15 protein-coding genes and 1 tRNA gene are annotated in these 13,089 nt (G+C 63.0%); all 16 read right to left on the reverse strand.

What is annotated here, in order from left to right; translation table 11 throughout:
• Positions 1–4 precede the first annotated feature (4 nt).
• The 16 genes from nuoK to folP all read right to left on the reverse strand — a co-directional run bounded on the left by nuoK (position 5) and on the right by folP (position 13,047).
• On the reverse strand, positions 5–310 hold the full coding sequence (gene nuoK, locus C4900_RS11825; protein ID WP_065970752.1) for an NADH-quinone oxidoreductase subunit NuoK: 306 nt from the start codon (positions 308–310) through the stop codon (positions 5–7).
• Between the two features lie 34 nt (positions 311–344).
• Complete coding sequence (locus C4900_RS11830) at positions 345–956, reverse strand: NADH-quinone oxidoreductase subunit J (protein ID WP_065970753.1); 612 nt, start codon at positions 954–956, stop codon at positions 345–347.
• Positions 957–968: 12 nt separating this feature from the next.
• Positions 969–1,457, reverse strand: a complete 489-nt coding sequence (nuoI, locus tag C4900_RS11835; RefSeq protein ID WP_065970755.1) for an NADH-quinone oxidoreductase subunit NuoI — start codon at positions 1,455–1,457, stop codon at positions 969–971.
• Between the two features lie 11 nt (positions 1,458–1,468).
• Positions 1,469–2,515, reverse strand: a complete 1,047-nt coding sequence (gene nuoH / locus C4900_RS11840; RefSeq protein ID WP_065970792.1) for an NADH-quinone oxidoreductase subunit NuoH — start codon at positions 2,513–2,515, stop codon at positions 1,469–1,471.
• Complete coding sequence (gene nuoG, locus C4900_RS11845; protein ID WP_114283518.1) at positions 2,515–4,866, reverse strand: NADH-quinone oxidoreductase subunit NuoG; 2,352 nt, start codon at positions 4,864–4,866, stop codon at positions 2,515–2,517. Before nuoG ends, nuoH begins: the two co-directional genes overlap by 1 nt.
• A 16-nt stretch (positions 4,867–4,882) precedes the next feature.
• Positions 4,883–6,160, reverse strand: a complete 1,278-nt coding sequence (nuoF, locus tag C4900_RS11850; RefSeq protein ID WP_114283150.1) for an NADH-quinone oxidoreductase subunit NuoF — start codon at positions 6,158–6,160, stop codon at positions 4,883–4,885.
• Positions 6,161–6,162: 2 nt separating this feature from the next.
• Complete coding sequence (gene nuoE / locus C4900_RS11855; RefSeq protein ID WP_065970759.1) at positions 6,163–6,633, reverse strand: NADH-quinone oxidoreductase subunit NuoE; 471 nt, start codon at positions 6,631–6,633, stop codon at positions 6,163–6,165.
• A 2-nt stretch (positions 6,634–6,635) separates the two neighbouring features.
• Positions 6,636–7,889 (reverse strand): NADH-quinone oxidoreductase subunit D, encoded by a 1,254-nt coding sequence (locus C4900_RS11860; protein ID WP_114283151.1) that lies wholly within the window; start codon positions 7,887–7,889, stop codon positions 6,636–6,638.
• On the reverse strand, positions 7,873–8,475 hold the full coding sequence (locus tag C4900_RS11865) for an NADH-quinone oxidoreductase subunit C (protein WP_065970763.1): 603 nt from the start codon (positions 8,473–8,475) through the stop codon (positions 7,873–7,875). The genes C4900_RS11860 and C4900_RS11865 overlap by 17 nt, the downstream gene beginning before the upstream one ends.
• Before the next feature lie 22 nt (positions 8,476–8,497).
• On the reverse strand, positions 8,498–8,974 hold the full coding sequence (locus C4900_RS11870; RefSeq protein WP_065970764.1) for a NuoB/complex I 20 kDa subunit family protein: 477 nt from the start codon (positions 8,972–8,974) through the stop codon (positions 8,498–8,500).
• Positions 8,965–9,321, reverse strand: coding sequence for an NADH-quinone oxidoreductase subunit A (locus C4900_RS11875; protein WP_065970766.1), 357 nt, complete (start codon positions 9,319–9,321; stop codon positions 8,965–8,967). Before C4900_RS11875 ends, C4900_RS11870 begins: the two co-directional genes overlap by 10 nt.
• Positions 9,322–9,479: 158 nt before the next feature.
• Positions 9,480–9,564, reverse strand: a tRNA-Leu gene (locus C4900_RS11880).
• 37 nt (positions 9,565–9,601) lie between these two features.
• The gene (secG, locus tag C4900_RS11885) at positions 9,602–9,946 is read right to left on the reverse strand and encodes a preprotein translocase subunit SecG (RefSeq protein ID WP_065970768.1); all 345 of its coding nucleotides are present in this window, start codon (positions 9,944–9,946) and stop codon (positions 9,602–9,604) included.
• 15 nt (positions 9,947–9,961) lie between these two features.
• On the reverse strand, positions 9,962–10,729 hold the full coding sequence (gene tpiA / locus C4900_RS11890) for a triose-phosphate isomerase (RefSeq protein ID WP_114283152.1): 768 nt from the start codon (positions 10,727–10,729) through the stop codon (positions 9,962–9,964).
• Between the two features lie 105 nt (positions 10,730–10,834).
• Positions 10,835–12,202 (reverse strand): phosphoglucosamine mutase, encoded by a 1,368-nt coding sequence (glmM, locus tag C4900_RS11895; RefSeq protein WP_114283153.1) that lies wholly within the window; start codon positions 12,200–12,202, stop codon positions 10,835–10,837.
• Positions 12,199–13,047: a dihydropteroate synthase gene (folP, locus tag C4900_RS11900; RefSeq protein ID WP_218060449.1), complete on the reverse strand. Its 849-nt coding sequence runs from the start codon at positions 13,045–13,047 to the stop codon at positions 12,199–12,201. The genes glmM and folP overlap by 4 nt, the downstream gene beginning before the upstream one ends.
• Positions 13,048–13,089 lie beyond the last annotated feature (42 nt).

Below are 13,089 nucleotides of genomic sequence, written 5' to 3' on the forward strand. Positions count from 1 at the left end.
CGGGCTAACCCTTCAGCGTATTGAAATCGTCGACGTTGATCGTGCGGCGATTGCGAAACAGGACGATAAGTATGGCAAGGCCGATGGCCGATTCCGCGGCAGCCACCGTCAGGACAAAGAATACGAAGACCTGTCCCGACATTCCCCAGAGGAAGTGCGAGAAGGCCACGAAATTCAGATTCACGGCGAGCAGAATAATCTCGATCGCCATCAATAGCACAACAAGGTTCTTGCGATTGAGGAATACGCCGACCACGCCTATGGCAAACAGCGCGCCCGCCAGGATCAGATACTGCGACAGTGAAACCACGGTCCTATCCCCCCGTTTATAAATATATTTGGCGTCATGCCTTGGGCTCCGCCGGCATTTTGACGAGCCGCATGCGGTCACGTGCCCGCACCTCGACTTGCCGCGCCGGATCTTGATATTTGGTATCGGGCCTTCTACGCATGGTGAGCGCGATCGCGGCGACGATCGCCACCAGAAGGATCGCAGCGGCGATCTCGAATGGGTAGACGTAGGTGGTATATAAGAGCATGCCGAGCGCGCGGGTATTGCTGACATGCGCTGCCGGCGCGTGGACCGCGGACGCGGCGATCCGTGTCGGAGCGAGCTGCCGCGGGCTGACCGCGAGCGCGATCTCCACCACCATGAGCACCGCCACGAGCCCCCCGATCGGCAGGTACTCCCCAAACCCCTGGCGCAGCACCGCGAGATTCACGTCGATCATCATGACCACGAACAAAAACAGCACCATCACCGCGCCGACGTAGACGAGCACCAGGACGATGGCCAGAAATTCCGCCTTGAGGAGTATCCAAAGACACGCCGCGCTGACGAAGGCCAGCACCAAAAACAGCGCGGACTTCACCGAATTCCTGATGGTCACGACCATAGCGGCCGACCCGAGCAGTATTGCCGAAAAAAAATAAAAGACCGCGCTCTCGAACGTCATGACCCTCGACCCTTAGCGGTACCGTGCATCGGCGGCACGATCGGCCGCGATCTCTTTCTCGTACTTGTCACCGATGGCAAGCAGCATCGCCTTCGTGTACACGAGATCACCACGCTTCTCACCGTGATAATCGAACACGCGAGTCTCTACGATCGAATCCACCGGGCACGATTCCTCGCAGAACCCACAGAATATGCACTTGGTGAGATCGATGTCATAGCGTGTCGTGCGCCGCGTGCCGTCGGCGCGCTGCTCGGACTCGATGGTGATGGCGAGCGCCGGGCATACCGCCTCGCACAATTTACAGGCAATGCACCGCTCCTCCCCATTAGGGTAGCGCCGCAAGGCATGAAGCCCCCGGAACCGTGGCGACTGGGGGGTGCGCTCATCCGGATACTGCACCGTGATCTTGCGCGCAAAAAAGTGCTTGCCGGTCAACAGAAGGCCTTGCATAAGCTCGATCAACAGAAAGCTGTGCAGGTATTTACGTAACGCCTTCATAGGGACCCCCATTAGCGGTAAAACACGAAAGCCCACGGCGTGAAAAACATCACAAACCCCATGACCCCGATCCACACCAGCGTGACCGGGATCAATACCTTCCATCCCAGACGCATGATCTGGTCATAGCGATAGCGCGGGAAGGTCGCGCGCAGCCACAGGTACAGAAAGAGGATCACGGCGACCTTCAGCAGGAACCAGCCCAACGGCGGTACCCAGGTAAAGGGCGCAAAATCGAAGGGCGGGAGCCAGCCGCCCAGGAACAAGACCGCGGTCAAGGCCGACACCAGGATCATATTCGCATATTCCGCCAGAAAAAAGAGCGCGAACGTCATCCCCGAATATTCGACATGAAACCCGGCTACGATCTCCGACTCGCCCTCCGCGACATCGAAGGGGGCGCGGTTGGTCTCGGCCACCCCGGCTATGAAATAAACCAGAAACAGCGGAAAAAGCGGCAGAAACAGCCAGTGCCAGAATCCCCCGGCCTGCACGAGTGCGATCTTGCGCAGATTGAGGGTGCCGGCGGCCATAAGTACCCCGACGAGCGCAAACCCCATGGCAATCTCGTAAGCGACGATCTGGGCGGCCGACCGCAGGCTGCCAAGAAAGGCGTACTTGGAGTTCGAGGCCCAACCGGCGACCACCACGCCATAAACCCCCATGGACGTGACCGCGAGCACGAACAAAAGCCCCGCATTGATATTGGCCAGCACCAGGGTGCTGGTGAACGGTACCACCGCCCACGCCACCAAGGCCGGCATCAGCGCCAATACCGGCGCCACGATAAATAGGCCCTTGTTGGCCCCCGAGGGGACGATGATCTCCTTCAAGAGCAGCTTCAGGCCGTCTGCGATCGGCTGCAGCCAGCCGCGCGGGCCGACGCGATTGGGGCCTATGCGCACCTGCATATACCCTATGACCTTGCGCTCCAGAAAGGTGAGATAGGCGACGCTCAGCATGAGCGGGACCACGATCGCCACGATCTTCGCAAGATCCCACAACAACACCTGTGACCAGGCGGGAAAACCGCCCCACAACGTCGTAAGCCCCGCCATCATATCCGGCTCACGGTGATGGATCCCGACCACGGCAATGTGGCCGTCGATTCCAGGGCCGCGGGGATATAAGCGGCGCCGTCCGGGATACGATTGTCGATCACCACCTCGAGGACCGCCTGCGCCTCACCCATCGCCACGCGCACACGGTCTCCGGCAGCAAGCCCCAGGCGCATGGCCTCGGCCTCGTTTACGCCCACGCTCGCAGACCCACAGTCGGCAGTCCTATGCAGGACCTCGGAATGACGCACGATGCTATCGGAGTCGTAAAGGCTGACTTCGGCGATGCGTTGAAGACCCTGCGGGCGCGGCCGCCGCCCCTCGAGGACCATGGGCTCATGGCGCCCCACGGTCTCGCGCAAGTCGCCGATCGCCGCCCGCACCGCCGCGATGGAATCAAAGGCCAGACCCGGCACCTTGCACTTCTCGGCCAGCACGCGCAGGATCTTCCAGCCCGGACGGGCCTCGCCGCACGGTGTCACCACCGCCTCAAAGGACTGCCAACGCCCCTCGGCATTCACAAACGACCCATCGGTCTCGGTAAACGGCGCCATCGGCAGCAGGACGTGGGCGTAATCCAGCGCCTCGGAGCGAAATGCCGACAGCGCCACCACGAAGCGCGCCGCGCGCAGCGCAGCGCGCGCACGGCCGCCGTCGGCGCTGTCGGTTACAGGCTCGGCATCAACCAGCAGGAAGCCCTTTTGGCGGCCATCCCACATCTCTGATGCCGCGCGCCCGGGGACCGGCCGCCGGACCCCGCGTGCCGCACGCTGCGGCACCACGCCAGCGAGCCATAGGCCTGCGGAATTGCCAGGCGGCAGAAAGCCCACGGGCGCACCCGCGATCTCGCCCAGGGCCGCGGCCAGCGAGCGCAGCACCGCGGCCTCCGGATGACAGGCGGCGAGCGTGCCCAGAAGGACAAGCGGGCGCTCGGCCACACACAGCCATTCGGCGGTCTTGCGCTCGACCTCGGTGACCTCGAGACCCTCGGTCCAGGCCGCCACATCGGCTGGTAACGCTGATCCGGTACATCTCGCCGAGGCCACCAGCAGGCGTCCCAGGGCCTCTGGCAGGCCGCTTGGGGCGACGATGGTCTTGGCGGCGAGATCGAAGGTGAAGGCGAAATCCACGGGATTGATGGCAGCGATCCGGGCACCGTCCAGGAACGCCTTGCGCAGCCTATGGGCGAGCAGCGGCTGGTCCTTGCGGATGTTGCTGCCCACCAGGACCACCGCGTCGACACGCTCAAGCTCGGCGATCTCGACCCCGAGGGCCGGATAAGGGGGAGCGCCGGAATCGTCACGGAAATCGCCCTCACGCAGCCTGTGATCGACATTGTCGGAACCAAGGCCGCGCGTAAGGCGCGCCAGCAGATAGCCCTCCTCAACCGTGACCTGAGGAGAGGCCAGCGCCGCAAACGCCTCCGGCCCGTGTGCGGCCACGACCTCGCGCAAGCCGGCCGCCGCAGCCTCGAGGGCCACATCCCAATCGACCTCGCGCCATTGCCCGTCCACGCGCAAGAGTGGCACCGAAAGACGGGCATCTCCATGCAACGCCGTGTAGCTGAAGCGATCACGGTCCGAGATCCAGGTCTCGTTTACGGCCTCGTTTTCCTGCGGCAGGACACGCATGACCTTGTTGCGGCGGGTCTCCACCAGAAGATTGGTGCCGACGCAATCATGAGGGCTCAGCGAACGCTTGGCGGCAAGTTCCCAAGGGCGCGCGGAGTAACGGAACGGCTTCGAGGTCAGGGCGCCCACCGGGCATAAGTCGATCATATTCCCGGACAGCTCGGAATCGACGCTCGCCGCGACGTAGGTCCCGATACGCATATGCTCGCCGCGACCGGTCGCGCCAAGCTCCATGATGCCGCCGATCTCCTGACCAAAACGCACACAGCGCGTGCAATGGATGCAGCGCGTCATCTCGGTGGCGATGAGCGGACCTATGTCCTGATCCTTCACGATACGCTTGGCCTCGGCGAAGCGCGACACATCCCGCCCATAGCCCACGGCCAGATCCTGCAGGTCGCACTCGCCGCCCTGATCACAGATCGGACAGTCCAGGGGATGGTTTATGAGTAGGAACTCCATCACCCCTTTTTGCGCGGTGCGCGTCTTTTCCGAACGCGTCGACACCTTCATGCCCTCGGTCACGGGCGTGGCGCACGCCGGGACCGGCTTTGCCACGCGCTCGACATCGACTAGGCACATGCGGCAATTGGCGGCGACCGACAGCTTCTTGTGGTAACAAAAACGGGGTATATAGATGCCCGCCGCCTCGGCCGCCTCGATGACCATGGCGCCCTCTTCTACGGCGAGTTGTTTGCCATCGATTTCGATATGGAGCATGGTCATCTCCTGGGCCTCACGCCGCGGCCGCCATGGGACAGCTGTGGTGGAGGATGTGGTGCTCGAACTCCTCACGGAAGTTCTTGATGAAGCTTATGACCGGAAGCGCGGCCGCATCGCCCAGCGCACAGATCGTCCGGCCCTCGATCTTCTTCGCCATGTCCGTCAACAGGTCGAGGTCCTCCATGCGCCCCTGGCCATGCTCTATGCGATGCAGTACCCGCGCAAGCCACCCCGTTCCCTCGCGGCAGGGGGTGCACTGACCACACGACTCCTCGTAATAGAAATGCGAGATCCGCTCCAGCGCGCGCACCATGCACGTGGAATCGTCCATGATGATCACAGACCCCGCGCCGAGCATGCTGCCGGCCTTGGACAAGGAATCGTAATCCATGGTGAGATCCATCATGATCTCGCCGCGCACCACCGGGACCGACGAGCCGCCGGGGATCACCGCCTTCAGCTTGCGGCCGCGCCAGATGCCGCCCGCCATCTCGAGCAGCTCCGCAAACGGCGTACCTAGCGGCACCTCATAGTTGCCGGGCCGATTGACGTGCCCTGACACCGAGAAGATCTTCGACCCGCCATTGTTGGGCTTGCCTATGCCCAGAAACCACAGGCCGCCATGGCGCATGATGGACGGGATCGACGCCAGGGTCTCGGTATTGTTGATCGTCGTCGGCCGTCCATATAGGCCGTAGCTCGCCGGAAACGGCGGCTTGAAGCGGGGCTGGCCCTTCTTGCCCTCCAGCGACTCCAGGAGCGCGGTCTCCTCGCCGCAGATATAGGCGCCACCGCCCCTGTGGGTGTGCAGCTCGAAATCGACCCCGGAGCCGAGAATATCTTTCCCCAGGTAACCCGCCTTGCGGGCCTCGGCAAGCGCCTCCTCGAAACGCGCTATGGGCTCGTAGAACTCCCCGCGAATGTAGTTGTAACCGACGGTCGCCCCTATGGTGTAGCCGGCGATCGCCATGCCCTCGATGAGGGCGTGCGGGTTATAGCGCAGGATGTCGCGATCCTTGAAGGTCCCGGGCTCTCCTTCGTCGGAGTTGCATACGATGTATTTCTGGCCTGGCGCATTCCGCGGCATGAAACTCCACTTGAGACCGGTCGGGAATCCGGCGCCGCCACGGCCACGCAGGACCGATTTCTTGACCTCGGTGATGATCTCGTCGGGCGGGGTCTTCTCACTCAGTATGCGCCGCCACGCCTGGTAGCCGCCATCGCCCTCATAGACATCGAGGGCCCATGAACGATCGCGATGCCGATTCCGGAAGCAGACCTCGTTTGCCATGATCACTCCAGGCCCGTCAGGATTTCGTCAACCCGCTCGGGCGTCAGATTCTCGTAGTAGGTCTTGTCGACCTGAAACATGGGCGCACCCCCGCAGGCTGCCAGGCACTCCACCTCCTTCAGGGTGAAGCGTCCGTCGGGCGTGGTTTCCCCGAAGTCGATGCCGAGCCGCTTCTTCAGGTGCGCCACGATATCGTCGCTGCCGCGCAACAAGCAGGAAATGTTGGTGCACACGGATATCTTATGGCGTCCGACCGGCTCCAGATCGTACATCGAATAGAAGCTTGCCACCTCATAGACCTGAATGGGCCGCATCCCCAGATACTCGGCGATGAAGTCCATGAGCGAGACACTAAGCCACCCATGCTCATCCTGGGCGATGTGCAGTGCCGCCATCACCGCCGATTGCTTGTGTTCCGGCGGGTACTTGGCGATCTCCCGATCGATCTGCTCGAGAGATTCTTTCGTCAGCATGGTCACCTGTCGATCTCGCCGAAAACGATGTCCTGGGTGCCGATGATGGCCACCACGTCCGCTATCATGTGTCCGCGCGTCATCTCGTCGAGCGCCGCCAGGTGGGCAAACCCGGGGGCGCGGATCTTCAGACGGAAGGGCTTGTTGGCGCCATCGGACATGAGATAGATGCCGAACTCCCCCTTGGGGTGCTCGACTGCCGCATACGCCTCACCCTCAGGGACCGAATACCCCTCGGTAAAGAGCTTGAAGTGGTGGATCAAGGCCTCCATGTCGGCCTTCATCTCCGCGCGCGAGGGCGGCACGATCTTGTGGTCCGCGGCGATCACCGGTCCGGGATTCGCGCGCAACCAGTCGATGCACTGCGCCACGATGCGGTTGGACTGGCGCATCTCCTCGACGCGCACGAGATAGCGATCGTAGCAGTCCCCTTGGACCCCCACCGGTATATCGAAATCGAGCTTATCGTACACCTCGTAGGGCTGCTTCTTGCGCAGATCCCACTCCACCCCCGAACCCCTTAGCATCGGCCCCGTGAACCCAAGCTGCAAGGCACGCTCCGGGCTTACCACACCGATGCCGACGGTCCTCTGCTTCCAGATACGATTGTCGGTAAGCAGCGTTTCGTAGTCGTCGATGTAGCCTGGGAACCGCGCGCAAAAATCGGCCAGGAAATCGAGCAGGCTCCCGCCGCGATTGGCGTTCATACGCGCCACGTCCTGCTCGTTGTGCCAGCGCGACACGCTGTAGCGGGGCATGCTGTCTGGCAGATCGCGGTAGACCCCACCCACCCGGTAGTAGCTGGCATGCATGCGCGCGCCCGACACCGCCTCATAGGCGTCCATCAAGTCCTCGCGCTCGCGAAAGGCGTACAGAAACACCGTCATGGCACCGATATCGAGCGCGTGCGCCCCAAGCCATAGCAGGTGATTCAAGATGCGCGTGATCTCATCGAACATCACGCGGATGTATTGCGCACGGATCGGGACTTCGACCTGTAGCAGTTTCTCCAAGGCCATGACATAAGCGTGCTCATTGGCCATCATCGACACATAATCCAGCCGATCCATGTAAGGGATCGATTGGTTGTAGGGCTTGGTTTCGGCAAGCTTTTCGGTGGCGCGGTGCAAAAGCCCTATGTGCGGGTCGGCGCGCTCTATGACCTCGCCGTCGAGTTCCAGGACCAGGCGCAACACGCCGTGGGCGGCGGGGTGCTGGGGCCCGAAGTTCATGGTGTAATTACGAATCTCGGCCACCGTAGCCCTCCTCGCGGATGACGCGCGGCACCAGCACGCGCGGCTCGATACTGACAGGTTCGTACACCACGCGCCGCTTGTCTGGATCGTAACGCATCTCGACTCGACCGGAGATCGGAAAATCCTTGCGGAACGGGTGGCCCACGAAACCATAGTCGGTCAGAAGGCGCCGCAGATCCTTATGGCCGTCAAAGATGAAACCAAACAGGTCGAAGGCCTCGCGTTCGTACCAGTCGGCGGAATTCCACACCTCGGTCAGGGACGCCAGCACCGGAGTCTCGTCATCAAGAAAGGTGCGCAGACGCACACGGCGATTGTGGCGCAGCGACAAAAGATGGACCACGACCGCAAAGCGCGGCGCGCATCGCTCGCGTTCCCCATAAGTCAGATAATCCACGCCGCAAAGATCGATAAGCTGCTCGAACCCAAGGCGGGGATCGTCACGCAGGACATAGGCACAAGACCGCCACTTTTCGCGCGCCAGTTCGAGCGTAAGCTCCCCATGCTCGGTCTTCGCAGAGACGAGCGCATCGCCCAGGGCCTTTTGGACGTAGTCGAGGAGGACCTCATGCGCTTGTGTGGTCATGAATTAAGCGATTGCATCCGATTCAGCGCGCGATCGTATTCGTGCGTCGAATCTTATTTTGAAGTTGAATGATGCCGTAGAGGAGCGCTTCGGCTGTGGGCGGGCATCCGGGGACATAGACATCCACCGGCACGATCCGGTCGCAGCCCCGCACCACCGAATACGAATAGTGATAATAACCGCCTCCATTTGCACATGATCCCATGGAAATCACCCAGCGCGGCTCGGCCATCTGGTCATAGACCTTGCGCAGGGCCGGGGCCATCTTATTGACGAGCGTACCGGCCACGATCATGACATCCGATTGACGCGGGCTCGGCCGAAACACCACCCCGAATCGATCGAGATCGTAACGCGCGGCGCCCGCATGCATCATCTCGACCGCGCAGCACGCAAGCCCAAAGGTCATAGGCCAGAGCGAACCGGTCCGCGTCCAATTGATGAGCTTGTCGGCGGACGTGACGACCCAGCCCTTGTCGAGGCCGCCTTCTACTCCCACTCAAGCGCCCCTTTCATCCATTCATAGACAAATCCGACAATCAAAATTCCCAGAAACAGGACCATGGCCAGGAAGCCCGGCCGTCCAATCTGTTTCAGGGCCACCGCCCAGGGGAACAAAAAGGCAATCTCAAGATCGAAAACGATGAATAAAATCGCGACGAGATAGTAGCGCACATCGAACTTCATGCGCGTATCCTCGAAGGCCTCGAAGCCACACTCGTACGGGGACAGCTTTGCAGAATCCGGGTGATGCGGGGCGACGAGGCGGCCGAGAACCATTGGCAGGACTCCGACCGCAAGGCCAACGCCTATGAATATCAGAATGGGCAGATAATCGTTTAACATCCGCTCTCCTCAATAAGGGGCCTCAAACCGGCTGATCGCAGGCGAGTCGGCTAGTCTAGGCACCCCGGCGCACCCAAGTCAAGCCGCGGCTTCATGCGATAGATTTATGCTATTTCAAGCAGTTAGCCGACCTGGAAGGGGTCGACCGGAGGAATAATTGGTGCCGAAGGCGGGACTCGAACCCGCACAGCTTGCGCCACCGCCCCCTCAAGACGGCGTGTCTACCAATTCCACCACTTCGGCTTATATAACGACGTCTCGCGCCTCTCCCGGCCCTTCTCTAGGGGGCCTTGTGAACCGGTATGCCCGGCACGGAAGGTGGCGGAGCCGACTGCGGCGCCGGGGCAGCCGGCGCCGTATGCTGCACGAGCCTGGTCATACTCGGGACCGAGTGCGGGCGCGCCGAGAGGTAGGCAAGCCCCAGACTGGTGGCAAAAAACAGCGTGGCCAGCACGGCGGTTACGCGGCTCAGAAACGTAGCCGAACCGCGCGCGCCAAACAAGGTCTGCGAGGACCCGCCACCAAAGGAGGCGCCCATATCCGCCCCCTTGCCGTGCTGTACGAGCACGACACCGATGAGCGCGAGCGCCACCAACACCTGTATGACCATCAAAACCGTCGCCATGACGTCCTTAAAATCTCAGGCCGATCCGGAACCGGCTGCCCGGCAAATACCGACAAAATCGTCGGCGATGAGGGACGCGCCCCCGATCAGCCCGCCATCGATGTCGGCCCGCGCAAACAGCTCGCGGGCATTCTGCGCCTTGACGCTGCCGCCGTACAATATCCGCAAACCGGCGGCCGCCTCGGGATCGTGGCGCGCCACGGCATCACGGATGTCGCGATGCACCGCCTGCGCCTCGTCGGGGCTCGCGGCACGCCCCGTACCGATCGCCCACACCGGCTCATAGGCCACGACCGCGCGCGCAAACGCGCGCGCCCCGCAGGTGGCAAACACCGCATCGATTTGCCGGAGCACGACCTCGCGGGTCCGCCCGGCATCGCGCTCCTCAGCGGTCTCTCCCACGCACAGCACAGGCGTCATATCGGCGGCCAGTGCGCGCGCAAACTTCTGCGCCACCACGCCGTCGGTCTCCCCAAACAGCGTGCGCCGCTCCGAGTGGCCTATGATAGCAAATTCGCACCCCATGTCGCGCGCCATCTCCGCCGATACCTCACCGGTGTAGGCCCCATCGACATACGCGCTCACATCCTGTGCCCCGCAGGCGATACTCGGGCAGCCACCGAGGCGATCGCCGACAAGCCCGAGATAGACATGCGGCGGGCACACCACGACGTCGACATCGGAGAAGGTAGCGGCCTCAGCGGCCACCGCCGAGAGCAGGGACTGGGCCGTGCAGCGGCGACCGTTCATCTTCCAGTTTCCCATGACCAATGGCCGCCGCATGCCGTCCCCCCGAAGTATTCTTTACAAAAGGCGCGCCGATGTTACCGGCATGCCGGTGGGAAAGCAATTTCCCACACCCGGGAAAATCCCCCTCCGGGATCGCCATCAGGCGACATCGGCCTCGGCGGCTGCCTTGGCCACGGCGGAGGCCAGCTGTTGGGTCAGCTCTATCACGGTGTGTGCCTCCGCGGCCTCGACCATGACGCGCACGACAGGTTCGGTCCCCGAGGGCCGCAAGACCACCCGCCCCTCGTGACCCAAGAACCGCTCCACATCCTTTAAGAGGGCAAGCACGGCCGGGGCATGTACGACCTCGCGCGCTGACACGCCGCGGTTGAGGGTCACATTGACGATGGTCTGCGGGTAGACATGCATGCCTTCGCCCAACTCGGCGAGGCTGCTCTCGGACTCGCGCATCGCCGCTAGCACCTGAAGCGCGGCGATGACGCCATCGCCGGTGGTCGCCTTGTCGAGACAGATCACGTGCCCGGAGGCCTCGCCGCCTAAATCCCAGCCCTGCTCCGAGAGCAGCGCCATCACATAACGGTCACCCACGGCGGCCCGCCCAAACGGGATACCAAGGCGTCTGAGCGCCTGTTCCAGACCGACATTGCTCATGAGCGTGCCGGCCACGCCCGGTACGGGGATACCCATGCGTTGCCGGTGTGCTGCAATCATGTACAGGATGCGGTCACCGTCTATGATCCTACCGGTGTGATCGACCATGATCACCCGGTCACCGTCGCCGTCCAGGGCGATGCCGAGATCGGCCTTTTCGCTCAATACCGCCGTGCGCAAGGTCTCCGGGCAGGTCGACCCGCACTCGCGATTGATGTTGAAGCCGTCCGGGGCGTTGCCGATGGCGACCACATGTGCGCCGAGCTCCTCGAAGACATGGGGCGCGATCTGGTAGGCGGCGCCATGGGCGCAATCCACGACCACCTTCAATCCGCCGAGCCCCAGGCGACAGGGGAAGGTGCTCTTGCAGAATTCGATATAGCGGCCGGCGGCGTCGGCAAAACGCCGTACCTTGCCAAGTTCGGCCGAGGGCACGGTACGCATGGGCCGGCGCATCATGGCCTCGATGGCGCACTCGACATCGTCTGGCAATTTGGTGCCCGACGATGAGAAGAACTTGATGCCATTATCCTCGTAGGGATTGTGCGAGGCGCTGATGACGATGCCGGCCTGGGCACGCGCGGTGCGCGTCAGGTAGGCAATGCCCGGTGTGGGCATGGGTCCTATGAGACGGATGTCCGCGCCCGCTGCGGCGAGACCGGCCTCGAGCGCCGACTCGAGGAGATAACCCGAGATGCGCGTATCCTTGCCGATCAGCACACTGCCGCGATCATCACCCTCCGCCAACAGCACACGCCCGGCGGCCCAGCCCAGCTTGAGTACGGTCTCCGGCGTCACCGGTTCCTCGCCGACCCGGCCACGGATCCCGTCAGTGCCAAAGAAATGACGTTTCACGCTACCCACTCCTTAGGTTCGAATACCCATTCCCAGGCGCGCACCGCTTCGCGTGTCGCGCGGACATCATGGACACGCACCACCCGCGCGCCGCCGGCAATGGCCGCAAGCGCGAGCGCAAGGCTCGTATGCAGGCGCCCATCCACCGGCAGGTCCCAGGGCTCGCCGGTCATACGCTTGCGCGACAAACCAACCAGCACGGGTGAGAGCGCCGCGATCCTCGGCAGCGCCCGCAACAGGGCCTGGTTCTCGGCTAAATCCTTGCCAAAACCAAAACCTGGATCGATCAGGATGCGGCTGCGCGGGATCCCGGCGTCCTGCGCGGCCTGTAGGCGCACCTCGAGATAACGGAGGACCTCAGCTACCACATCCCGCCCGGCCATGCGCGTTCCCATCATGGACGACCCCGCCGGTTCGTGCATCAGACAAACCGGCACCCCGAGGTCGGCCGCCGTCGCCAGGGCCCCGGGCCTCGTCAAGGCGCGTACGTCATTGATGAACGACGCCCCGGCGGCGACCGCCTCGCGCATGACCTGGGGTTCCGAGGTATCGACCGACAGCGGCACGGGAAAGCGCGCCTGCAGGGCCGCGACAACCGGGATCACGCGCGCGCATTCCTCGTCGGGGCTCACCGGCCGTGCCCCAGGGCGCGTTGACTCCCCGCCGACGTCGATAATGTCGGCGCCTGCCTCGATCAACGCCTCGGCATGGCGCAAGGCGTTGTCGGGAGACAAAAAAAGACCCCCGTCCGAAAAGGAATCGGGGGTTACGTTCAGGATACCCATGATGGCCACCCGGCCATCGGTCCGCAGCCACGAGGCGGCGGCCTTGCGCGTCTGCGCCACCGCCGTCCCTACCGTGATTCCCCGGCTGGCGTATCCATGCGT

Source organism: Acidiferrobacter thiooxydans (assembly GCF_003333315.1).
In the GTDB taxonomy this organism is placed as follows: Bacteria; Pseudomonadota; Gammaproteobacteria; order Acidiferrobacterales; family Acidiferrobacteraceae; genus Acidiferrobacter; species Acidiferrobacter thiooxydans.